Annotated in this window: 19 protein-coding genes; 6 read left to right on the top strand and 13 right to left on the bottom strand. The window is 72.5% G+C overall.

Going from position 1 to position 23,501, the window contains the following annotated elements; all coding sequences use genetic code 11:
* Positions 1-150 precede the first annotated feature (150 nt).
* Entirely contained in the window at positions 151-1,092 is a 942-nt protein-coding gene (locus tag EJG53_RS23145) for a cyclase family protein (protein WP_125046371.1), read from the top strand.
* A gap of 218 nt (positions 1,093-1,310) precedes the next feature.
* Here the strand turns inward: EJG53_RS23145 and EJG53_RS23140 are convergent, their stop codons facing one another.
* The 8 genes from EJG53_RS23140 to EJG53_RS23105 form a co-directional block, all read right to left on the bottom strand.
* A complete protein-coding gene (locus EJG53_RS23140) occupies positions 1,311-1,784 on the bottom strand; it encodes an ATP-binding protein (RefSeq protein ID WP_125046370.1) in 474 nt (157 codons plus the stop codon).
* A gap of 414 nt (positions 1,785-2,198) precedes the next feature.
* Entirely contained in the window at positions 2,199-3,170 is a 972-nt protein-coding gene (locus EJG53_RS23135) for an acyl-CoA dehydrogenase family protein (protein WP_125046369.1), read from the bottom strand.
* Between the two features lie 8 nt (positions 3,171-3,178).
* On the bottom strand, positions 3,179-4,315 hold the full coding sequence (locus tag EJG53_RS23130; protein ID WP_125046368.1) for an acyl-CoA dehydrogenase family protein: 1,137 nt from the start codon (positions 4,313-4,315) through the stop codon (positions 3,179-3,181).
* Complete coding sequence (locus EJG53_RS23125; protein ID WP_125046367.1) at positions 4,315-5,502, bottom strand: amidohydrolase family protein; 1,188 nt, start codon at positions 5,500-5,502, stop codon at positions 4,315-4,317. The genes EJG53_RS23130 and EJG53_RS23125 overlap by 1 nt, the downstream gene beginning before the upstream one ends.
* Positions 5,503-5,702: 200 nt before the next feature.
* Entirely contained in the window at positions 5,703-6,344 is a 642-nt protein-coding gene (locus EJG53_RS23120) for a serine/threonine protein kinase (RefSeq protein WP_125046366.1), read from the bottom strand.
* Positions 6,229-8,601 (bottom strand): protein kinase, encoded by a 2,373-nt coding sequence (locus EJG53_RS42675; protein ID WP_125046365.1) that lies wholly within the window; start codon positions 8,599-8,601, stop codon positions 6,229-6,231. Before EJG53_RS42675 ends, EJG53_RS23120 begins: the two co-directional genes overlap by 116 nt.
* A gap of 269 nt (positions 8,602-8,870) precedes the next feature.
* Positions 8,871-11,057 (bottom strand): serine/threonine-protein kinase, encoded by a 2,187-nt coding sequence (locus tag EJG53_RS23110; protein WP_174856444.1) that lies wholly within the window; start codon positions 11,055-11,057, stop codon positions 8,871-8,873.
* 515 nt (positions 11,058-11,572) lie between these two features.
* Positions 11,573-13,279: a glycerol-3-phosphate dehydrogenase/oxidase gene (locus EJG53_RS23105; protein ID WP_125046364.1), complete on the bottom strand. Its 1,707-nt coding sequence runs from the start codon at positions 13,277-13,279 to the stop codon at positions 11,573-11,575.
* 210 nt (positions 13,280-13,489) lie between these two features.
* Here EJG53_RS23105 and EJG53_RS23100 point away from each other — a divergent pair, with 210 nt between their 5' ends.
* Both EJG53_RS23100 and EJG53_RS23095 read left to right on the top strand, forming a co-directional pair.
* Complete coding sequence (locus EJG53_RS23100; RefSeq protein WP_125046363.1) at positions 13,490-14,776, top strand: nucleotide sugar dehydrogenase; 1,287 nt, start codon at positions 13,490-13,492, stop codon at positions 14,774-14,776.
* Between the two features lie 152 nt (positions 14,777-14,928).
* Positions 14,929-15,465, top strand: a complete 537-nt coding sequence (locus EJG53_RS23095; protein WP_125046362.1) for a hypothetical protein — start codon at positions 14,929-14,931, stop codon at positions 15,463-15,465.
* A gap of 76 nt (positions 15,466-15,541) precedes the next feature.
* Here the strand turns inward: EJG53_RS23095 and EJG53_RS23090 are convergent, their stop codons facing one another.
* The 4 genes from EJG53_RS23090 to EJG53_RS23075 all read right to left on the bottom strand — a co-directional run bounded on the left by EJG53_RS23090 (position 15,542) and on the right by EJG53_RS23075 (position 20,057).
* A complete protein-coding gene (locus EJG53_RS23090) occupies positions 15,542-16,669 on the bottom strand; it encodes a GuaB3 family IMP dehydrogenase-related protein (protein WP_030675082.1) in 1,128 nt (375 codons plus the stop codon).
* 125 nt (positions 16,670-16,794) lie between these two features.
* Positions 16,795-18,297, bottom strand: coding sequence for an IMP dehydrogenase (gene guaB, locus EJG53_RS23085; protein WP_125046361.1), 1,503 nt, complete (start codon positions 18,295-18,297; stop codon positions 16,795-16,797).
* 291 nt (positions 18,298-18,588) lie between these two features.
* Positions 18,589-19,164: a sigma-70 family RNA polymerase sigma factor gene (locus EJG53_RS23080; protein WP_003984493.1), complete on the bottom strand. Its 576-nt coding sequence runs from the start codon at positions 19,162-19,164 to the stop codon at positions 18,589-18,591.
* A 281-nt stretch (positions 19,165-19,445) separates the two neighbouring features.
* Positions 19,446-20,057 carry a response regulator transcription factor gene (locus EJG53_RS23075; RefSeq protein WP_003948568.1) on the bottom strand — a complete coding sequence of 204 codons (612 nt, stop codon included), beginning with the start codon at positions 20,055-20,057 and terminating at the stop codon, positions 19,446-19,448.
* Positions 20,058-20,436: 379 nt separating this feature from the next.
* Here EJG53_RS23075 and EJG53_RS23070 point away from each other — a divergent pair, with 379 nt between their 5' ends.
* Positions 20,437-20,769: a WhiB family transcriptional regulator gene (locus EJG53_RS23070; protein ID WP_125046360.1), complete on the top strand. Its 333-nt coding sequence runs from the start codon at positions 20,437-20,439 to the stop codon at positions 20,767-20,769.
* 155 nt (positions 20,770-20,924) lie between these two features.
* Here the strand turns inward: EJG53_RS23070 and EJG53_RS23065 are convergent, their stop codons facing one another.
* The gene (locus EJG53_RS23065) at positions 20,925-21,836 is read right to left on the bottom strand and encodes a LysR family transcriptional regulator (protein WP_125046359.1); all 912 of its coding nucleotides are present in this window, start codon (positions 21,834-21,836) and stop codon (positions 20,925-20,927) included.
* 79 nt (positions 21,837-21,915) lie between these two features.
* Here EJG53_RS23065 and EJG53_RS23060 point away from each other — a divergent pair, with 79 nt between their 5' ends.
* A complete protein-coding gene (locus EJG53_RS23060) occupies positions 21,916-22,581 on the top strand; it encodes an MOSC domain-containing protein (protein WP_125046358.1) in 666 nt (221 codons plus the stop codon).
* 85 nt (positions 22,582-22,666) lie between these two features.
* The gene (locus EJG53_RS23055; protein WP_031005869.1) at positions 22,667-23,440 is read left to right on the top strand and encodes an SDR family NAD(P)-dependent oxidoreductase; all 774 of its coding nucleotides are present in this window, start codon (positions 22,667-22,669) and stop codon (positions 23,438-23,440) included.
* Positions 23,441-23,501: the final 61 nt, after the last annotated feature.

Here is a 23,501-nt window from a genome sequence, read left to right as displayed (position 1 = left end):
CCGCACCGAGCACAAGACCCGGCGCAGCCTGGAGCGGCGTCCGCGGCGCAGCCGCCCGCAGCGCAACCGCCGAAACGCACCCGCCGCCCGCACCGACGCACACCCGACACCCACACCGACGCGCCCCCTCGACCGCCCCCAGGAGCCCCCATGTCACTCCCCGCCGAGTTCCACGCCCTCGCCAAGCGCGTGAACAACTGGGGCCGCTGGGGCGCGGACGACGAGATCGGCACGCTCAACCTGCTCACGCCCGGCGTCGTACGGGAGGCCGCCGCCACCGTCCGCTCCGGCCGCCGTATCGCCCTCGCGCTGCCGCTGCGGCAGGACGGTGTGCAGACCGGCCTGATCCCCGGCCGCGTCAACCCCCTGCACACCATGACCGCGATCAACCAGGAGATCTTCGGCCCGGGGACCGTGGCCGTCTCCGACGACGCCGTCACCATGGGCCTCCAGGCGGCCACCCACTGGGACGGCCTGTCCCATGTCTCGCACTCCGGCCGGCTCTACAACAACCGCCCCGCCGACTCCGTCACCGCACACGGCGGCGCCACCGTCCACGGCATCGAGAAGGCGCCCCCGATCGTCTCGCGCGGCGTCCTGCTCGACGTGGCCCGCGCGCGCTGCGGGGACTCCGACAGGCCCGGGAGGCTGCCCGCCGGTCACGCGGTGACGCCGGAGGATCTGGACGCGGCGGAGGAGCTGGCCGGGACGCGGGTAAGGCCCGGCGACATCGTGCTGGTCCGTACCGGGCAGATCCAGCACTACCTGGCGGGCGACCGGGACGCGTACGCCTTCCCGTCACCCGGGCTGTCGGTCCGTACGCCCGAGTGGTTCCACGCCCGTGACGTCGCGGCCGTCGCCGCCGACACGCTCACCTTCGAGATCTTCCCGCCGGAGATCGACGGCCTCTGGATGCCGGTGCACGCGCTGCACCTGGTGGAGATGGGCATGATCCAGGGCCAGAACTGGAATCTGGAGGAGCTGGCCGGGGCCTGCGCGGAGGAGAACCGTTACGCCTTCTTCCTCACCGCGATGGCCGAGCCGTTCGTGGGCGGCGCCGGCACGCCGGTGGCGCCGGTCGCGGTCCTCTGAGGCGGTCGCCCCAGCCGGGTGGCGGTACGCCCGTGCGCACCCCGAGCGTGGCACCACGGACCACCACCCGGCTACGGGACACGACCCGCGCTCGCCGAGGCCCCGGCCCCGTACCCTCGGCGTCCCCTCGCGGCGAATCGCTCCGCCCCAGCGTGATCACCTGGCCACGCCACGTCAACACCTGGTCCGGACTTTCCTTCGGCCGGACGGCCGGACGGTCAGGCGCGGTGCGGTACGGAGCAGTGCGGGTCGTACGCCCCCAGGTCCGACCCGGCCGCCATCAGCATCGACTGGGCGCGGTCCACCTCGCACCAGATGCTCTTGCCGGTCCCCTCGGGCCGCCAGCCCCAGCGGTCCGCCAGGCCGTCGACCAGCTCCAGTCCGCGGCCGTTCGTGTCGTCGCCGTCGGCCCGCCGGGGGCGTGGCGCGCGGGTGCTGCGGTCCGCGACCTCGACCCGTACGGTGCCCACCACGGCACCCGAACCCGAGAAGCACATCCGCAGCTCGGCGGGGTTCCCGGTATGCACGACGGCATTGGTGACCAACTCGGAGATCAGCAGGATCAGCGTCTCCGCCAACGGCTCGTCGGCCTCTATACCCGAGCCGGCCAGCCGCGACCTGGCCCACCTCCGGGCCCGCCCCACCTCCGCGGGGTCAGGCCGGACTTCCAACTGCACCTGAAGCACCTGCACCGCTCACACCATCCGAACCGGCGGACACATCGCCTCGCGCCTCCTCGGGGTCACACTCCGTGACCCCGGTGATGCACAGCATGGTTGACGTTCAGTCACCCCAACAAGCGCTTCGGGCATATTCCAGCGCAAGGGAGTATGCGTGGTGCATACTGTGCGACGCGCATTGCCGGGAGTCGAACAAGAGGGCTTCACACCCCTCCTTCGAGGGCGGGTGGAGCGCGTTCGGCATCCCGGGTCGGTCGCCACGACCTCACGGGAACTGTTGCGCCTCAGAACCACTCGCACCCAAGGGAGCGTACCCGAGCGGGGCGCCGACTCCCCCCTGTGACGAGTTACGCCCAGGACACCACCCGATTTCGACCCTCCGTGACCGCTTGTGTGTACGGAGTCCGACATTCCGCACACAATGCACTACTCACCGTCATGGCCGGTCAGCAGCGCCTCGGCGAGCGCTTCCTCCGCTTTTCCGCCGCTTTGCCACTGTTCGACTCGGAGCCATGCCCGTTTGAGATGCAAATGGACGTCGGCCTCCCAGGTGAAGCCCATTCCGCCGTGGACCTGGAGGCAGTCCCGGGCGTTGCGCACGGCGGCCTCGTCGGCGAGCACCTTGGCGACGACTACAGGGAGTGACTTTGCGGTGAGCGAAGCCGCATATACGGCACTTCGCGCCATTTCCACTCGTATCAGCATCTCGGCGCACAGATGTTTCACCGCCTGGAACGATCCGATGCGTACGCCGAACTGCTCTCGGCGCCGGGCGTGTTCCACGGCCATCTCGACCGTACGGGCAGCGCTGCCCAACTGGAGCGCCGCCGTCAGCAGGGCGGCCTCGCGGCGCAGCCGGGGCACGTCCAGAGAGCGCGGCGCGCGGCGCGGGTAGGACGTCACGCGCGCGAGCGGCGTCAGCGGGTCGATCGAGCGGACGGGCTCCAGGACAGGCCAGTCCGGGGCGTTCCAGAACGCTCTGCCGTGGGCGTCCGTCCCGTCCTCCAGCAAGATCAACTCGTCGCAGTCCCCAGGGTGTTCCCACAGCACCTCCCCGCCCCTCCCCGCATCGCACAGCCCCGCCACCCGCTCCCCCGTGGCCACCCCCGGCACCACCCCCGCCAGCAGCTCTCCCGCCACCAGCGGCCCCGGCAGCAGCGCCCGTCCGGCCTCCTCGAAGACCAGCACCGCGTCCGGCAGGCCGAGCCCCACCCCGCCGTCCGCCTCCGGCAGCCGCAGCGCGAAGAGCCCGGCCGCGCCCAGCTCGCGCCAGAGCGCGCGGTCGAGCGCGGGGGCCTCCACCGCCTCCCGCAGCCGGTCCCGCCCGAAGCACCGCGTCAGCAGTTCGCGGGTTCCCGCCTGCAAGGCCCGTTGATCAGCGGTGGGTCGGAGGTCCACGGCGCCCCTCACCGTCCCTTCGGCAGGCCGAGGATGCGCTCGGCGATGATGTCGCGCTGGATCTGCGACGTACCGGCGGCGATCGTGTACGAGAGGGACGACAGCCGGTCCGCCGTCCACCGCTGGTCCGCGTCGAGCGCGCCGGACGGCCCCAGCACCTCGGCGGCCGCGTCGTACAGCTCCTGGCGGACCTGCGAGTAGCGCAGCTTGAAGACCGAGCCGCCCGCGTCCGGCACCCCGCCCGCGTCCCGGGCCGCGCCGACGTTGCGCTGGATGAGCCGCCACAGGGCCGTGAACTCGGCGTTCAGCCGGCCCAGCCGACGGCGCAGCACCGGGTCGTCCCAGCGCCCGTTCGCCCGTGCCGCGCGGGCCAGCTCGCCGAGCGTACGGCGGCAGGCCACCACCTCGCCGACGAAGGCGGTGCCCCGCTCGAAGGAGAGCGTGACCATGGTGACCCGCCAGCCGTCGTGCTCGGCGCCGACCCGGTTGGCCACCGGCACCCGCACCCCGTCGAGGAAGACCTCCGCGAACTCGGCCGGGCCGGCGAGCGTACGCAGCGGCCGTACGGTGATCCCGGGGGCGTCCATCGGCATCGCCAGCCAGGAGATCCCCCGGTGCCGGGGCGCCTCCGGATCCGTACGCACCAGCAACTCGCACCAGTCCGCGATCTCCGCGTGCGAGGTCCAGATCTTCTGTCCGGTGACCACGTACTCGTCGCCGTCCCGTACGGCGCGGGTACGCAGGGCGGCGAGGTCGGAGCCCGCCTCCGGCTCGCTGAAGCCCTGGCACCACACCTCGTCACCGCGCACGACGGGCGGCAGCCAGCGGGCGCGCTGCTCGTCCGTGCCCTCGGCGGCGATGGTCGGTCCGGCGTGCAGCAGCCCGACGAAGTTGGCGCCCACATAGGGCGCGCCGGCACGCTCCGTCTCCTCCAGGAAGATCAGCCGCACGGTGGGCGAGGCGTCCCAGTGCACCGCGCCGTACCCGGCGTCGTACAGCCGCCGCTGCCAGCCGAGGTCGTAGGCGCGGCGGCCCGGCCAGTCCAGCGGGTCGGGCCGGGCGGGCAGGTCCGGGAGCGTCTTGGCCAGCCACTCCCGGAGCCGGGCCCGGAACTCCTCCTCCTCGGGCGCGTACGCCAGGTCCATCAGGCGAGGTCGAGGTCGAGCATGCGGATCGCGTTGCCGCGCATCAGCTTGTACACGGTCTCTTCGTCCAGGCCCTTCACGTGGTCGAGGGCGACCTCCTTGGTGTGCGGGAAGGTCGAGTCCACGTGCGGGTAGTCGGTCTCGAAGGTCGCGTTGTCCCGGCCGACCACGTCCAGCGAGGCGATACCGTGCTTGTCGCGGAAGAAGCAGCAGAAGATCTGCCGGTAGTAGTACGTGGAGGGCGGCTCGGGAATGAGGTCGCGTACCCCGCCCCAGGCGCGGTGCTCCTCCCACACGTCGTCCGCGCGCTCCAGGGCGTACGGAATCCAGCCCATCTGCCCCTCGCTGTAGGCGAGTTTCAGGGTCGGGAACTTCACCAGCACCCCGCTGAAGAGGAAGTCCATCATCGACGCCATGGCGTTGTTGAAGCTCAGCGACGCCTGGACGGCGGGCGGCGCGTCCGGGGAGGCGGCCGGCATCTGCGAACTGGACCCGATGTGCATGTTGACCACCGTCCCGGTCTCCTCGCAGACCGCGAAGAACGGATCCCAGTAACCCGAGTGGATCGACGGCAGCCCGAGGTGGGTCGGAATCTCGCTGAACGTCACGGCCCGCACCCCGCGCGCCGCGTTCCGCCGTATCTCGGTCACCGCCAGGCCGATGTCCCACAGCGGGACGATACACAGCGGGATCAGCCGCCCGCCGCTGTCCCCGCACCACTCCTCCACCATCCAGTCGTTGTACGCGCGGACGCACGCCAGGGCGACCTCCTTGTCCCGCGCCTCGGCGAACGTCTGGCCGCAGAACCGGGGGAAGGTCGGGAAGCACAGCGACGCCTCGACGTGGTTGAGGTCCATGTCCGCGAGGCGCGCCTTCGGGTCCCAGCAGCCGCGCCGCATCTCGGCGCGGGTGATGCCCTCCAGCGTCATGTCGTCGCGGTCGAAGCCGACGGCGGCGATGTTGCGCTTGTACGGGAACTGCAGGTCCTCGTAGATCCACCAGTCGGTGGGCGGCCCGTCCGGGTCCATCGTGATCACGTACTTGCCGCCGGTGTACGCCAGCTCGCCGATGCCCGCGGTCAGCGGCTGCGGGCCCCGCGCCCGGTACTTCGCCGGCAGCCAGGTGTCGAAGAGGTGCGCGGGCTCGATGACGTGGTCGTCGACGCTGACGATGCGCGGTAGCTCCATCTGGTTCCCCTCACGCGGTTCATCCGAGCGGTGCCGACGGGTGTACGCGGGTCGCTTTCTGACGGGCCGTCAGTTACGAGGCTAGCCGTGCGGCCCGGAGCCGACAAGGCGCGCGGCGAGGGCCGGCAGGGGATGACGAGGGGGTGCGAAGGTGGTGTGGCCGGTTGCCAGGCCGTCGCCCAGGAAGTGGCGCGGCGGGGCTAGTTGGGGCGGTAGGAGCCCGTCGCCTGGTCGTAGAGGCGGTCGACCTCGCGGCGTTCGTTGTCCGGGCCGATGACCTGGACGACGTGGTAGCGGCCGTTGTGGATCATCGCGAGGTTGCGTACGTAGACCTGGCGACCGCTGCTGTCCTGCCAGGTGAAGGTGCCCTCGGCCATCGCGGCCTGACCGACGTCGATACGGCGCAGGCCGGAGGAGCCGGACCAACTGGACTCCCGGTACGGGGCCAGTTCCGCCTCCTTGTCCTGCTGGTAGGCCATCGGGTCGGTGCCGTAGCGGGACGTGGTGTCGCGGCCGGGCACGATCAGCAGCTCGAAGTCGTTCCCCAGATAACGGACCTGGCCGCGCTCGTTCTCCCCGCGGCGCTGCCAGCCCTGGTGGACGGCGACCTGGAAGCCTTCCGGGTCCTTGCGTACCGCGAAGCCCTCGGCGAGGTCGGCGGGTTCGGTCGTCTGCGGCTGCTGCTTGCGCTCGCCCTGGTCGCCGGACCGCCCGCCGGCGCCGCCGTCAGGTGTCGAGGTCTGCATGCCCACGGCGCCCTTGCGCTCGCGGACGCCGGCCGCGCCGCCCTCCCCCGAGCCGGCCTTCGGCATGAACAGCACCGCGACCAGGATCGTGCCCACCACCAGCAGGATCACCAACCCGACGAGAAGCAGCCCGAGGCGGCGCGGGCTGCGGCCACCCGGGGACGAGGCGCCCTCGGTCCGCCGGAGCTGCTTGGCCGGGCGGGGCTGCTTGGCGGGGCGGGCGGTTCGGGCCGGTGCGGGGGCGGGGCGGAGGGGTGCTGAGGCTGAGAGGACTGGTGGGGCTGCTGGGACTGGTCGTTCTCGTGGGGGTACCGGCCGTCTTGGGGGCGGGCGCGAACGGGTGGGCGGGAGGCTGGTACTGAGGAGGTGACGGGAACTGGGACGGGTGCTGGGCCTGGGCCTGGGCCTGGGGCGGCGGCGGTATGAGGGGCTGCGGCTGCTGCTCGGCGGGCGCTTCGGTGAGGCCGGGCTGGGCGTGCTGGGTGGTCTCCCGGTACGCCACGGCCGGGCGCTTGCCCTTCGGCTGCCGCGGCGGCTTGGCCGGGCGCGGCGGCCGGGACTGGCGCGCCTTCTTGTGCCGCCCCTTGCGGACGAGCTCGCCCCGGCGCCGGAGGATCGGGAGCCGCCGCGAGTCGCCCGGCCCGTCCAGCGACGGTACGGTCACGACACGGCTTCCCACCTCGGGCTCCGGCGCGGTACGGATCAGCGACCGCAGCCAGCCGCGCAGTTCCTCGAAGTCCGGGCGGTCGGCCGGGTCCTGGCGCATCAGCGACTCGACGACCGGGCGCAGCGCGCCGCACTCCTCGGCGTACGACGGCGGTTCCGAACACACCAGTTGCACCAGCTCGGCAGCGCTGTCCTCGGGGTAGGCGGAGTGCCCCTGCACGATCCGGAACAGCAGCGCGCCGACCGCCCACAGGTCGGTGGCGGGGCCGATCGGCGGCGCGAGCTGCCAGTTGGCGTGCACCGGGCCGGCCTGCTCCGGCGCCCAGCGCTCGGTGACTGGGCCGACGACGTTGATCCGTGTCTGCCGTGCCCGCTCGGCGGCCAGGGCCGCGCCGGGGCGCCCGTACGGAACGGCCGGGTCCGGATGCTCCGGGCGCTCCAAAGGCTGCGGCTGCCGCGAAGACTGCGGAGGCTTCGGAAGATTCGATTCCGCCGGCTCCTTGGCCAAGGAAGGACCCGCCTCCGGCGCCGGGCGCTGCACCGGCAGCGGGTGCGGCACCTGGATGCCTCCGGGCCGCGCTCCCGCGACCGTCCCCGGCCCTGGAAGGCTGCCGCCGTACGTGACGCTGCCCGGCCGCGACGGGGCGGCGGGTGATGCCGGTGGCGTCTGCGATACCGGTGGCGTCGGTGCGGTGATGTGGTCCCGGTACGGGCTGAAGTGCGGGTCGGCGGGGTGCGCGGGGTCGGTGGCCGCCGTCGCGTTCTCCCCGGTGGCCGTACGGGCGGCCGCCGCCCGGGTGCCCGCCCGGTAGGCGGCTATGGCCCCGGCCCGGGCCCGGCGTGCGTCCGCTTCGGGCGTGACACCGCCCGGCTCCCCGGCTGCGGCACCGCCCCCGGCCACCGCTCCGGGAACGGCCGGCTCCGCCACCGTCCCGCCCGGCGCGGAAGCCCGCCCCGACACGGAAGCCTGCTCCGGCACAGGAGCATGCCCCGCCCCGGAGCCCTCCCCCGGGCCCGCCGCACGCTCCCCCGCGCCCCCGCCCGGCTCCTCCCCAGGGACCGGGTCGTACCCGCACAGCGCTTCCTCCGCCGCGCCCGCGGCCAGGCCGGTCAGGATCGCCCGCCCGTCGTCGCAGACCAGGACCGTGCGGACGGTGATGTTGCGGTGGGTCCAGCCGTGCGCGTGCAGGGCGCGCAGGGCGGTGAGGATGTCGGCGGCGACCTCCGCCGCACGGTGCGGGGTGAGGGTGCGTTCGGCGAGGAGCGCGGCGAGCGGGCGGGCGGCGATGCGTTCGCTGACGATCCACAGGCTGCCGTCCTGGGCGAAGACGTCGAAGACCTGGTCGAGCTGCGGGTGGTCGGGCAGCCGGGCCGCGGCGGTCGCGGCCTCCAGGGCGCGCCGTACGGCGGGGTCCCGCGGCGTACGGTCGGCGCCGGACACCCGGTGCCCGTGGCCGTGTCCATGGCCCTGCCCGTACCCGTGTCCGTACCCGGTTCCGGGCCCGTCCGGGCGCCCGGTGTCCAGGAGTTCCGCGTCCACGACTTCGGGCAGCGGCACCTGGCGTACGAGGACCTCCTGCCCGCTGTACGTGTCGAAGGCGCGGGTCTCGGCGAACTCGTACTCGTCCGCCGGCGGCACCGGCAGGCGGTAGCGCTCGGCGAGCACTCTTCCCGCGTACTCGTCCACGACGCCTCCCCAGCGCGCGATTCACGCCGCCTGCCCGGCTTTGCCCGGGAGCTCCCGGTTCCACTGGTTACCCCCAGTGGTCAAAACCGGTCGCATTCCCTCCGATTGCGGCTGCGTACGGTCTTCGGGGTCTCACGATACGTGCCGGGGGCGTGGGTTGAGGAGCGCTCCGGCCAACAGTTCCCCCAGGACTTCGCTCGCGCCCTGCGGATGGCGCCGCGCACACCTCGTCGGCCTGCGCACCTCTGCGGTACGCGGGCCGCGGCAGGTCAGTCCTTCACCTGGAAGGTCGCGAACGCGGTGTCCCGCAGGTTCCGGCACTCCGCCGCGTCCCAGGCGTCCGCCTTGCAGGTGACCATGATGGCGTAGCCGTGCTGGTCGTCCGCCCGGAAACCGCGGTTGAGCACCCGGACGTCCTGACCGCTCTGCTTGCGCGTGAACGACCAGTCGGCGACCGTCGGGTACCCCCGCCACGCGATCGGCTTGATGTCGATGCGCCGGTAGTCCTGGACGCTGCCGCGGACGGCCGGCTCCAGGCTGCGCCAGGCGGCCGCGGCGTCGCTGCCGGGCTTGGCGTTGTAGTCGATCTGGACGCGCGGGAAGCCGCCCGAGGCGCTGAAGATCGCGCCGGAGTTCTGGCCGGCCGTGTCCGTCTGCTTCCAGCCGGACGGCAGCGCCACGGCGAAGTGGAACCCGGGGTGGGACACCGTCCCGTAGCCCTGCGGCAGTGCCTTGTCCTTGCCGTCACCGCCCGGCTTGCCGTTCTGACCGTTCCGGCCGTTCTGTCCGCCGCCCGGCTTGCCGTCCGTCGGCTCGCCTGCGGTGTCACCGGCTGAGGCCGGTGCAGAGCCGGCCGCGCCGGTGGCCGCCGTGTCGGTGCCCGCCGCCCGGCCGCTGTCCTTCTCGTCGCTCCCGCTGAGCGCGAAGGCCAGCACCGTGCCGAGCACGGCGAGCACCACGACCACCGCGGCGATGACGAGCGTACGGCGGGGTACGACATCGGTGACGGACGCCCGCGGCGGGCCGGCCGGGCGCGCGCCGTCGTCCTGCTTCGGCTCCGGCCTGGCGGCGGCGGCAGCGGCGGCCGCCGCCTTGCGCACCGCCTGGAGCGCGGTCCGTACCTTCTCCTTCGCGCCCTCCGACTCGAAGCCCGTCCGGCCGGCCGAGCCGACCGCCGTCGGCCAGTTCTTCGGCCCGTTCGTGGAGCCGGTCTGCGCCGACTGGCCGGTGGTGCTCCGTGTCGTCGAGGCGGTCGCCGCCCTGGCTCCGGAGCCCGTCGCACCCGTCGTACCTGCGCCCGATCCGGTACGGGGCCCCGGCGCCGTACGCGCCCCGGAGTCCGTGAGCGGACCGGCGGCCGACGCCGCACGCGCACCCGCAGCCGACGTGTCCGGCCGCGGCGAACCGCCGCCCGCTCCCGGCGCGCGTCTCTCGGCGTCCTTGCCGCGCTGCTTGGGCTTCCACTGCGGGCGCGGCACCGACGGCTTCGACCGCGCCGTCTCCCGGTCCTTGTCCCGGCCGCGGTCCTTGGGCCGCACCGCGGCCTCCTCCGGGATGACCGGCAGGGCCATCGCCCGCGTCGCATCCGGAGCGGGCGGTTCCGGTCCGGTGTCCTCCGGCGCGCTGGCCGCGTCCAGGAGCAGCGCCCGCGCGGCCGGGGTGTCGAGCCGCTCCGCCGGGTCCTTCACCAGCAGCCCGTAGATGACCTCTTCCAGCACACCGGCGCTCTTCGGCGGCTCCAGCGGCTCGGTCATCACCGCGGTCAGGGTGGCGATCGCCGACCCCTTGTCGTACGGGGGCACGCCCTCGACACAGGCGTACAGCAGGCCGCCCAGCGACCACAGGTCCGCCGGCGGGCCGGGCTTCTGGCCGCGGGCCCGCTCGGGCGATATGTACGAGGGCGCGCCGACGAGCATGCCGGTGGAGGTCACCGAGGGGTCGCCCTCGACCTGGGCGATGCCGAAGTCGGTGAGCACGACCCGGCCGTCGTCGGACATCAGGACGTTGGAGGGCTTCACGTCGCGGTGCAGGATGCCCTCGCGGTGGGCGGCGTTCAGCACGTCGAGGACGGCGAGGCCGACCTCGGCCGCCCGGCGCGGCGTCAGCGGGCCGTCGTCGCGCACCACCTCGGCGAGCGAGCGGCCCTCGACCAGCTCCATGACGATCCACGGGCGGTCGTCCTCGTCGACCACGTCGAAGACCGTGACCGCGCCGTTGTTGCGGATCCGGGCGATCGCCTTGGCCTCCCGCAGCGTACGGGTGATCAGGCGGCGCTTCTCGTCCTCCTCGACCCCGCCAGGGAAGCGCAGCTCCTTGACCGCGACCGTACGGCCGAGCACCTCGTCCCGGGCGCGCCAGACCGTACCCATTCCGCCCCGGCCGAGGACTTCGGCGAGCCGGTACCGGCCGGCGAGCAGCCTGCCCTCCTTGCCGTCCATCTCGACCTCGTCGCCCACTGAATCCCCTCTGCAATCCAGCCGAGTTGGCATCTCGAACACTTGTCGATCACCAAACTGGCCCAACTCGGACAACCCACCCTGGCGGAGCCTTCATTCTCTCTCATCCGCGCCCGTGGGGAAGGCCAGGGTCCACGACTCGGCGCCTGTTGTGCACCCGCCATGATGGCCCGGAAGGGTGGCGTCCCCGCTGACGAGGGCATCATCGGCCTCATCTCCTCCGGCGTCTCCCGCGTCTCCCGAGCCCCTTCCGTCACCCGGTCCGGCTCCGGCCTCCCTTTCCTTCACGCCGGTACCGCCCCCTCCGGTTCTCCCCGCGCCGCACCCGCCCCACCCGCCGCACCTTCCTTCGCCTGGTCACCCTCGCCGCGACCGTCGCCGGGTCGCTTCGGGTCGCTTCAGGTCGCCTTCAGGTCGCCTTCAGGTCGCTTTCGGTGCCCGGAACAGCGTTCTGCCGGGCAGGCCCGGTCGCGTCGGGCCCGCCCGGCAGCACCGGCCGGCTGAGGTCCGTACCTTTACAGCGGCACGATGTCCGGCGCCCCCAGCCGCGCCGCGTCGGCGGTCAGGTCGTCCGGCTGCCGCTGCGACTCGCGCTCCGCCTCCACCCGCTTCTCGTAGTGCTGCACCTCGCGGTCGACCTGGTCCGCGTCCCAGCCCAGGACCGGAGCCATCAGCTCCGCGCACTCGCGGGCGCTGCGGGTGCCCCGGTCGAAGGTCTCGATGGAGATGCGCGTACGGCGGGTGAGGACGTCGTCGAGGTGGCGGGCGCCCTCGTGGGTGCAGGCGTAGACGACCTCGGCGCGCAGGTAGTCGTCGGCGGCGGCGAGCGGCTCGCCGAGGCCCGGGTCGGCGAGGATGAGCTCGAAGACCTCGTCGGCCAGGGAGCCGTAACGGTTCAGCAGGTGCTCGACGCGCACCACGTGCAGGCCGGTACGCGCCGCCGTGTGGGCCCGCGCGTTCCACCGCGCCTTGTAGCCCTCGGCGCCGACGAGCGGCGTGTCCTCGGTGACGCACTCGGCGACCCGCTGGTCGAGCCCGTGCACCGCCTCGTCCACCGCGTCCTTGGCCATCACCCGGTACGTCGTGTACTTGCCGCCCGCGACCACGACGACGCCCGGCACCGGGTGCGCGACGGTGTGCTCGCGCGACAGCTTGCTGGTCGCGTCCGACTCGCCGGCCAGCAGGGGGCGCAGACCCGCGTAGACGCCCTCGACGTCGTCGCGGGTGAGCGGGGTGGCGAGCACCGAGTTCACGTGCTCCAGCAGGTAGTCGATGTCGGCGCTGGACGCCGCCGGGTGCGCCTTGTCCAGGTCCCAGTCGGTGTCGGTCGTGCCGACGATCCAGTGCCGTCCCCACGGGATGACGAAGAGCACGCTCTTCTCCGTGCGCAGGATCAGCCCGGTCGTCGAGTGGATGCGGTCCTTGGGCACGACCAGGTGGATGCCCTTGGACGCCCGTACGTGGAACTGGCCGCGCTCGCCGATCAGGGCCTGGGTGTCGTCGGTCCACACGCCGGTCGCGTTCACGATCTGGCGCGCCCGTACCTCGTACTCACCGCCCGCCTCCACGTCCTGCACCCGGGCGCCGACGACGCGTTCGCCCTCGCGCAGGAAGCCGACCACCCTGGCCCGGTTGGCGGCGTCCGCCCCGTAAGCGGCCGCGGTGCGGACGAGGTTCATCACGAAGCGGGCGTCGTCCATCTGGGCGTCGTAGTACTGCAACGCGCCGACCAGGGCGTCCTTCTTCAGGCAGGGCGCGACCCGCAGCGCGCGCTTGTGCGAGAGGTGCCGGTGGACGGGCAGTCCGCGGCCGTGCCCGGAGGAGATCGACATGCCGTCGTACAGGGCGACGCCGGAGCCCGCGTACCAGCGTTCCCAGCCCTTGTGGGTGAGCGGGTAGAGGAACGGAACCGGCTTGACCAGGTGCGGCGCGAGCCGCTCCAGCAGCAGCCCGCGCTCCTTCAGCGCTTCCCTTACGAGCGCGAAGTCCAGCATCTCCAGGTACCGCAGTCCGCCGTGGATGAGCTTGCTCGACCGGCTCGACGTGCCCGATGCCCAGTCGCGGGCCTCGACCAGTCCGGTGTCCAGGCCGCGGGTCGCCGCGTCCAGTGCCGTGCCGGCGCCGACGACTCCGCCGCCGACCACCAAAATGTCCAGCTCCCGTTCCGCCATCCGTGCGAGCGCTTCGGCACGCTGGGCCGGTCCGAGTGTCGCTGTCCTCACCGCTGCCTCCCGCTGTGGTCGGGGCCACACTCCCCGTCCGTCGATTTTGGCCGCGCCACCGGCCCGTATCCACCCTCCGGCGGGCCGGGCAACACCCCGCCGCCCCCGATCCGCCAATCCCCATTCTGGGCCAAATGTCCGCTTAGTCTATTTATGCTCTTATGCTTCACCGCCTCATCCGGAACCGCTCGGGAAGGACGGCAGCCAGCCATGCCCGCAGACCTCGCCGTCATCGGACTAGGCCATATCGGTCTCCCCCTCGCCCAGGCCGCCGCCCTCGCCGGCGTCCGCACCATCGGCTACGAACCCGGACCGCCGCCGGCCGCGGCCGCGCCGGACACCGCCGCGCCCCCGGACGGCCGCCCGGCCACCACCGCGCACAGCCCGCTCAGCGCGTCCGAGACCCGCCGGCTGCTCGCGGCCGGCTTCCGCGTCACCGACGACCCCACCGCGCTCGGCCGGGTCCGTACGGCTGTCATCTGCGCCCCCACCCCACTCGGCGCGGACGGCGCCCTCGACCTGACCGCGGTCGCCGACGCCGCCCGCGTACTGGCGGCGCAGTTGCGCCCGCACACCACGGTCGTCCTGGAGTCCACCGTCTACCCGGGCACCACCGAGGAATTCCTGCGCCCCCTCCTGGAAGAGGGCTCCGGTCTGACCGCGGGACGCGACTTCCATCTCGCCTGCTCCCCCGCCCGCCACGACCCCGGCAACCGCGCGCACCGCTACAGCACCGTCCCCAAGGTCATCGGCGGTCTGACCCCGGCCTGCACGGAGGCCGCGGCCGCGTTCTATGCCCGGCTCACCGACAAGGTCGTCCGCGCGCGCGGGCCGCGCGAGGCGGAGACGGCCAAGCTGCTGGAGACCAACTACCGGCACCTGAACATCGCGCTCATGAACGAGATGGCGGTGCTCTGCCACGACATCGGCGTCGACCTGTGGGACGTCATCCGCTGCGCCGAGACCAAACCGTTCGGGTTCCAGGCGTTCCGCCCCGGCCCCGGGGTCGGCGGCCATACCGCCCCCATCGACCCCAACTACTACTCCTACAAGGGCCGTTCGCTCGGCTACCCCCTGCGTCTGGTCGAGCTGGCGCAGGAGGTCAACAGCCGGATGCCGCGCTATGTCGTACAGCGCTGCGCGACCCTGCTCAACGAGCACGGCAAGTCCGCGCGCGGCGCCCGCGTGCTGCTGCTGGGCGTCACGTACAAGCCGGACACCGGCGACGAGGAAGGCTCCCCGGCCCGCGAAGTCGCCTCCCGGCTTATGGAGTTGGGCGCGCACATCACGTATCACGACCCGTACGTCCACCAGTGGCAGGTCCAGGACCGGCCCGTCCCGCGCGCCGACGCCCTCTACGAAGCGGCCGCCGGGGCCGACCTCACCGTGCTGCTCCAGCACCACCGCACGTACGACCTCCAGGGCCTGGCGGTGAAGGCCCAGTTGCTGCTGGACACCCGGGGGGCGACACCGACGGGCGCCGCGTACCGGCTCTGACGCCGCGTACCGGCTCTGCGCCCGGGCGGAATTTCGTAGCGGACATGTCAGACCTGTCTGTTAATTTGTGTCCGCGCATCGAACGTGTGCGCGTCCATGCCGACCGGTCCCGTGCCCAGCGCCGCGACGGTCTCCACCTCGGGGGAATCTTCATGAGCCAGTCCGTGCCGCCCGCGCCTCAGCAGCCCCACCAGCCGCCGCAGGGCCCGTACGGCGCTCCCGCACCGGGCGGCTTCCCCGCTCCGGGCGGCTTCCCGGCCCCGACGGCTCCGCCGCCCGCCCGCCAGGGCAACGCCGGACTGGCCGTCGCGCTCGGTGTCGTCACCACGCTGGTCGCGGCCGGTGTCTACGGCGCGGTCCTCAAGGCCGTCGACGGCGCCTCGATCGGCTACGCGGCGCTCGCCGTCGGCGCGCTGATCGGCGCCGTCGTGGGCAAGGTGGGCGGCCGCAACGCCGCGCTGCCGGTCGTCGGCGCGGTGCTCGGCCTGCTCGGGCTCTACCTCGGCCAGGTCTTCGGCATGGCCCTCATCACCTCCGACCTCGCGCACGCCTCGCTCACCGAGACCGTCTTCAGCCACTTCGACGTGGTCCACGCGGTGTGGAAGGAGTACCTCGGCCTGATCGACGTGGCCTTCTACCTGCTGGCGGGCGCCGGCGGCTTCCAGGTCGCCAAGAAGCTGGGGGCCTGACGCCCCGCCCGCACGGCGAAGGGCCCGGACCGCACGAGGTGTGCGGTCCGGGCCCTTCGGCGTCCGTGGCCGTGCCTCAGCGCTTGTCGTGCTGCGACGGCGCGACCGTCACCTCGACCCGCTGGAACTCCTTCAGCTCGGAGTAGCCGGTGGTCGCCATCGCCCGGCGCAGCGCGCCGAAGAAGTTCATCGAACCGTCCGGCGTGTTCGAGGGACCGCACAGGATCTCCTCGGTGGTGCCGACCGCGCCCAGGTCCATCCGCTTGCCACGCGGCACGTCCGGGTGCACGGCCTCCATGCCCCAGTGGTGGCCGCGGCCCGGCGCGTCGGTGGCGCGCGCCAGCGGCGAGCCCATCATCACCGCGTCCGCGCCGCAGGCGATGGCCTTGGGCAGGTCGCCGGACCAGCCCACGCCGCCGTCGGCGATGACGTGCACGTACCGGCCGCCGGACTCGTCCATGTAGTCCCGGCGGGCAGCGGCCACGTCGGCCACCGCGGTCGCCATCGGCACCTGGATGCCGAGCACGTTACGGGTGGTGTGCGCGGCGCCGCCGCCGAAGCCGACCAGCACGCCCGCCGCGCCGGTGCGCATCAGGTGCAGGGCCGCGGTGTACGTGGCGCAGCCGCCGACGATCACCGGGACGTCCAGCTCGTAGATGAACTGCTTCAGGTTCAGCGGCTCGGCGGCCGACGAGACGTGCTCGGCCGAGACGGTGGTGCCGCGGATCACGAAGATGTCCACGCCCGCGTCCACCACGGCCTTGGAGAACTCGGCCGTACGCTGCGGCGAGAGCGCGGCGGCGGTGACCACACCGGAGTCGCGCACCTCCTTGATGCGCTGCCCGATCAGCTCTTCCTTGATCGGCGCGGCGTAGATCTCCTGGAGGCGCTTGGTGGCGGCCTCGCCGTCCAGCTCCGCGATCTCCGCGAGCAGCGGCTCCGGGTCCTCGTAGCGCGTCCAGAGCCCTTCCAGGTTCAGGACGCCCAGGCCGCCCAGCTCACCGATGCGGATGGCGGTCTGCGGCGAGACGACCGAGTCCATCGGGGCCGCCAGGAACGGCAGCTCGAAACGGTAGGCATCGATCTGCCAGGCGATCGAGACCTCCTTCGGGTCGCGGGTGCGCCGACTCGGTACGACGGCGATGTCGTCGAAGGCGTACGCCCGGCGGCCGCGCTTGCCGCGCCCGATCTCGATCTCAGTCACGTGTGTGGCCCTTCCATACGATTACGTCCCCAGTATCCCCGACCGGGGACGCTGGGGACGTATCAGGGCTTGATCAGTCTGCGTTTTCGAGGAGCACGTGGGAGGTGTCCACGACACCTACCGGCTCACCGCCGCGCGTAGTTCGGCGCCTCGGTCACCATCTGCACGTCGTGCGGGTGGCTCTCCTTCAGGCCCGCCGCCGTGATGCGGACGAAGCGGCCCTTCTCCTTCAGCTCCTCGATGTTCGCGGAGCCGACGTAGCCCATGGAGGCGCGCAGGCCGCCGACGAGCTGGTGGGCCACCGAGCCGAGCGGGCCGCGGTAGGGGACCTGGCCCTCGATGCCCTCGGGGACCAGCTTGTCCTCGGAGAGGACGTTGTCCTGGAAGTAGCGGTCCTTGGAGAAGGAACGCGCCTGGCCGCGGGACTGCATGGCGCCCAGCGAACCCATGCCGCGGTACGACTTGAACTGCTTGCCGTTGATGAAGACCATCTCGCCCGGCGACTCCTCGCAGCCGGCCAGCAGCGAGCCCAGCATGACCGTGTCGGCACCGGCCGCGATGGCCTTGGCGATGTCGCCGGAGAACTGCAGGCCGCCGTCGCCGATCAGCGGCACGCCCGCCGCGTTCGCGGCCTGCGCGGCCTCGTAGATCGCGGTGACCTGCGGCACGCCGACGCCGGCGACGACGCGGGTGGTGCAGATGGAGCCGGGGCCGACGCCGACCTTGATGCCGTCCGCGCCGGCGTCGATCAGCGCCTGGGCGCCGTCACGGGTGGCGACGTTGCCGCCGACCACGTCGACGCGGACGTTGGACTTCACCTTGGCGATCATGTCGAGGATGCCGCGGCTGTGGCCGTGCGCGCTGTCCACGACCAGGAAGTCCGCGCCGGCCTCGACCAGCGCCTGGGCGCGGTCGAACGCCTCGTCGCCGACGCCCACCGCGGCACCGACGACCAGCCGGCCCTCGGCGTCCTTGGCCGCGTTCGGGTACTTCTCGGCCTTCACGAAGTCCTTGACCGTGATCAGGCCCTTGAGGACGCCGGAGTCGTCGACCAGCGGCAGCTTCTCGATCTTGTGGCGGCGCAGCAACTCGATGGCGTCCTCGCCGGAGATGCCGACCTTGCCGGTGACCAGCGGCATCGGCGTCATGACCTCGCGCACCTGGCGGCTGCGGTCCAGCTCGAAGGCCATGTCGCGGTTGGTGACGATGCCCAGCAGCTTGCCCGCGGCGTCGGTCACCGGCACACCGCTGATGCGGAACTTCGCACAGAGCGCGTCCGCCTCGACGAGGGTGGCGTCCGGGCGGACCGTGATCGGGTCGGTGACCATGCCGGACTCGGAGCGCTTGACCAGGTCGACCTGGTTGGCCTGGTCCTCGATGGAGAGGTTGCGGTGCAGCACGCCCGCGCCGCCCTGCCGCGCCATGGCGATCGCCATCCGCGCCTCGGTGACCTTGTCCATCGCGGCGGACAGCAGCGGGATGTTGACCTTCACGTTGCGCGAGACCCGGGACGCCGTGTCGACCGCGTTCGGCAGCACCTCGGAGGCGCCGGGCAGCAACAGCACGTCGTCATATGTCAGACCGAGCATCGCGAATTTGGCGGGCATTCCGTCGACGTTGTCAGTCATGACACCTTCCCAAATGGTCTTGCCTCAGCGCGGACACCCATGCTAACGGCCACCACAGGCGTCTCATTCCACAGCCGGTGAGGAGCGCATCACTTGTACGTTCCTATGAATTGACCGCAGCACCGACGTACGTTCCTACGGCTGCATGTTTCTTCGACTGTACGTTCCCCCGCGGCGTCCGGCCGCCCCGACCTCCGCCGGGGCCCGGAACGCCGCTCCGGGCCGGGCGCCGGACAGCTCTCCACCGCGCACCGGACCGTCGCCGGAACGCGCCGCGCCCCGCCGGTCCGGCTACTGCTCGGCCAGCGCCCGCAGCCGGCTCAGCGCCCGGTGCTGCGCCACCCGTACCGCGCCCGGCGACATCCCCAGCATCTGCCCGGTCTCCTCGGCCGTCAGCCCGACCGCGACCCGCAGCAGCACCAGCTCACGCTGGTTCTCCGGCAGGTTGGCCAGCAGCTTCTTGGCCCACTCGGCGTCGCTGCTGAGCAGCGCCCGCTCCTCGGGGCCCAGCGAGTCGTCCGGCTGCTCGGGCATCTCGTTGGACGGCACGGCCGTGCTGCCGGGGCCGCGCATCGCGGCCCGCTGCAGGTCGGCGACCTTGTGGGCGGCGATGGCGAAGACGAACGCCTCGAAGGGCTTTCCGGTGTCCCGGTAGCGCGGCAGCGCGCAGAGCACCGCGACGCAGACCTCCTGCGCCAGGTCCTCCACGAAGTGCCGCGCGTCCCCCGGCAGCCGGGACAGCCGGGTACGGCAGTAGCGCAGGGCGAGGGGGTGCACATGGGCCAGCAGGTCGTGGGTGGCCCGGCGATCCCCTTCCACGGCGCGTGCGACGAGATCGCCGATCTCCTGAATCCCGTCATCGCGCATCGGTCCATGGTGCCTTGGCGCGGCGCGATCCGCGGCATCAGGTCCGTACTTGTGCACCGAAGCGTTATGCGCGGCAGGTGCGCCGGCTGTCATCTCCCGCGCCCTCCCCTCGCACCGGATCGGCCCGTCCCCGAGGAACTCCATACCTCAAGGATGCGGCACCGCGCGCCGAACCGGGACGGCGCTCCCGGAGCGGCGCCTGCGGGACCTGCTGCCACCCCGCCCGCCACGCGGCGGGCGGGGACCCTCATTCCCCCGCATCGCTGCACGTCACGGCCGTCCTAGCGGACCAGACCCCAGCGGAATCCGAGCGCGACCGCGTGGGCCCGGTCGGAGGCGCCGAGCTTTTTGAACAGCCGCCGGGCATGGGTTTTGACGGTGTCCTCGGAGAGGAACAGCTCACGTCCGATCTCCGCGTTGGAGCGGCCGTGGCTCATGCCCTCCAGCACCTGGATCTCCCGCGCGGTGAGCGTCGGCGCGGCCCCCATCTCGGCCGACCGCAGCCTGCGCGGCGCGAGCCGCCAGGTGGGGTCGGCGAGCGCCTGGGTGACCGTCGCGCGCAGCTCGGCGCGGGAGGCGTCCTTGTGCAGATAGCCGCGGGCGCCGGCGGCGACCGCCAAGGCGACCCCGTCCAGATCCTCGGCGACCGTGAGCATGATGATGCGGGCCCCGGGGTCGGCGGAGAGCAGCCGGCGAACCGTCTCGACCCCGCCCAGTCCGGGCATCCGCACGTCCATCAGAATCAGGTCCGAGCGATCGGCGCCCCAGCGGCGGAGGACTTCCTCGCCGTTGGCCGCCGTCGTCACACGCTCTACACCGGGCACGGTCGCGACCGCGCGGCGGAGCGCCTCTCGGGCAAGCGGGGAGTCGTCACAGACGAGGACGGATGTCATGACCGCCCTCCGCAGCTGATGCGCGTCACCTTGAGCCTCCAGGCTGGTACGTATCGTCACCTGAGCGATCGACCGCCTCGGACATCTGCCCGAGACCTACCTCCGCCAACCGCTTCCGCCCTTCCAACGACGGTCACTCGAAAGAGTTACGGGTTGGACAGCCGCCTTCGGCACTCTACGTGAGGGCCCGGACACGCAGAAGATGCGCGGTCGAGTATCGCCCCTCTTCATGGCTACATGCCCTATTTGGTGGCTTTTCTTCCATTTTCACGGTGTCTGTGGCTAGATTCGCAATGAGTCATATTTACATCTACTTAGACAGTAGATGTACGGTCGTGAGCACCGAGGCCGAACCGGTATCGCTTCGAGGGGACTAGCAATGGCAGATTTCTCGCGCCTTCCGGGCCCGAACGCAGATCTCTGGGACTGGCAGCTTCTCGCCGCGTGCCGTGGCGTGGACAGTTCCCTCTTCTTCCATCCCGAGGGCGAACGCGGTGCCGCGCGCAGCGCGCGGGAGACCTCCGCGAAAGAGGTGTGCATGCGCTGCCCGGTACGTGCCCAGTGCGCGGCGCACGCCCTCGCGGTCCGCGAGCCGTACGGGGTGTGGGGCGGGCTGACGGAGGACGAGCGCGAAGAGCTGATGGGCCGGGCGCGGCACCGGCTGGTGCCGGCGACGGCGGCGGTGGGGCACCCCGGCGCCCGGAACGGCTGAGAGCCCGGACCGAAGAAACGTTTCCTCGGAAACTTCACCCGATCGGCGCAGTCAGGCCAGGTCCCCGCCGCGCGCCGACCGACGCCTACGGGCCGGTGTCCGGGCCCGCGTCCGATCCAGGCCGGACGCCTCGGCGCCCGCCCCGCCCCGCCGCCTCAGCGGCCGACCGCCCCCGCGAGCCGCCCGAGCATCGCCTCGACCGCCGGGACCTGTGCGAGGTCCGGCAGGGTGAGCGCCACCACCTCGCGCTGCACGCACGGCTCCATCGTGACCGTACGGACCCCCTTGTGCCGTACCGACTCCAGCGCCAGCTCCGGCAGTACGGCGACGCCCAGACCCGCGCCCACCAGGCCGATCACCGCCGGGTAGTCGTCCGTCGCGAAGTCGATGCGCGGGGTGAACCCCGCCCCCTCGCAGACCTCGACCAGGTGCCGCCGGCAGCGCGGGCAGCCCGCGATCCACGGCTCGCCGGCCAGGTCGGCGTAGCCCGCCGTCCCGGCGCCGGCCAGCCGGTGCGTCTCCGGGACCAGGCCCACCAGCCGGTCGACCAGGACCGGCCGGACGACCAGGTCGTCCCACTCCGCCTCGGCGGCGGGGTCCGCGCCGCGCACCTCCGGGTACCGGAAGGCCAGCGTGATCTCGCAGTCGCCGTTGCGCAGCATCTCGACCGAGCGCGGCGGCTCGGCCTCGACCAGGGAGACCCGGGTGCCGGGGTGGTCGGCGCGCATGGCGGCCAGGGCGGTGGGCACCAGCGTCGAGCTGCCGGAGGGGAAGGAGACCAGCCGTACCCGCCCGGCCCGCAGCCCGGCGATGGCGGCGACCTCCTCCTCGGCGGCGGTCAGCCCGGCCAGGATGCCGGTGGCGTGGCGTACCAGCGCCTCGCCCGCCTGCGTCAGCCGCATCTCGCGGCCCGTACGGATCAGCAGCGGGGTGCCGGCGGACTGTTCGAGGGCCTTCATCTGCTGGCTGACGGCGGGCTGGGTGCAGCCCAGCTCGCGGGCGGCGGCGGAGAAGGAACCGGTCCGGGCGACAGCGCGCAGCACACGGAGATGACGGGCCTCGATCATGCTTCGAGCATAAGCGGACCTTGGGGCGAGCGGGAAATAATGACTCGCGGCTTTGGCCCGGCGCCCGTAGCGTGCCGCCATGAAGCTTCTGTCTGTGAACGTGGGGCGGCCGGGGCCCATGGAGTACCCCGGTGCCACGGGCAGTACGGGCATCGGGAAGCGGCCCGTCGACGGACCGGTGGCGGTCTCCGCGCCCGGCCCCAAGGGCGTCGCCGGGAGCGGTCTGGCCGGGGACGCGGTGGTCAATCTTCAGCACCACGGCGGCAACGATCAGGCGGTGTACGCGTATGCCCGCGAGGATCTGGACGTCTGGGAGAGGGAACTGGGCCGCCCGCTGCCCTCCGGGACGTTCGGGGAGAACCTCACCACCAGCGGCCTGGACGTGACGCACGCGCGGATCGGCGAGCGCTGGCGCGTCGGCCCTCGGCTGCTGCTGGAGGTGACCTCCGCGCGCATCCCCTGCATGACCTTCCAGGGCCGGCTGGGCGAGCCGGGCTGGATCAAGCGCTTCACGCGGGCCGAGGTGCCCGGCGCGTATCTGCGGGTCCTGGAGCCGGGCGAGATCCGGGCCGGGGACCCGATCACCGTCGAGCACCGCCCGGACCACGACGTGACGATCGCCCTCGCCTTCCGCGGCATGACCACCGGGCGCGAGGTGCTGCCGCGGCTCCTGGAGGCGGGCGCGGCACTCCACCCCGAGCTGCGCGAATCGGCGCTCAAGTACATCCGTACGCAAGAGGCTTGAACCCGGCCGAACAGGGCGCCCGTACCCCGGCCGACGGACACCGGCCGGGGCGAGTGGCGTGCGCGGATGCGGATAGCGTGCCCGTATGACGACTGCATTGATTACGGGAGCGACGGCGGGCATCGGCGCCGCTTTCGCCCGCCGGCTGGCGGGCGACGGCCACAACCTGGTGCTCGTGGCGCGCAACGAGAAGCGGCTGCGCGAGCAGGCCACCGAGCTGCACGACCGGCACGGCGTCGAGGTGTCCGTGCTGGTCGCGGACCTGGCGACGGAGGACGGCATCGCCGCGGTCGAGAAGCGGCTGGGCGACCGCACCCATCCGGTGGACCTGCTGGTCAACAACGCGGGCTTCGGCAACAAGGGCGAATTCCTGGACGTGCCGATGGCCGACGAGCTGAAGATGCTCAAGGTGCACTGCGAGGCGGTGCTGCGGCTGACGTCGGAGGCGCTGAAGGGGATGCGCGACCGGCGCCGGGGCGGGGTCGTCAACGTGGCCTCGGTGGCCGCGTTCGTGCCGCGCGGCACGTACGGGGCGAGCAAGGCGTGGGTCGTGCAGTTCACCCAGGGCGCCGCCCGTGACCTGGCGGGCAGCAACGTACGGCTGATGGCGCTGTGCCCGGGGTTCGTACGGACCGAGTTCCACGAGCGGGCCGGAATGGGTACGGACAACATCCCCGACTGGATGTGGCTGGACCCCGACAAACTGGTGGACGCCGCGATGAAGGACCTGGCGCGCGGCAAGTCGCTGTCGATCCCGGACCCGCGCTACAAGGCGCTGATGGGCGTGGCGAAGCTGGCGCCGCGCAACATGCTCGGCGGGATCACGTCGAAGACGGGACGCAAGTACGGGCCCAAGTGACGCGGTGCGGTACGGGCCGTGTCGCGAAGCGGTAAGGGCCGTGGGTGGTGCGCGCCTTAGG

Origin of the sequence: Streptomyces chrestomyceticus JCM 4735, assembly GCF_003865135.1 — a bacterium.
GTDB classification, from domain to species: Bacteria; Actinomycetota; Actinomycetes; order Streptomycetales; family Streptomycetaceae; genus Streptomyces; species Streptomyces chrestomyceticus.
This window is presented reverse-complemented; position numbering and strand designations above follow the sequence as displayed.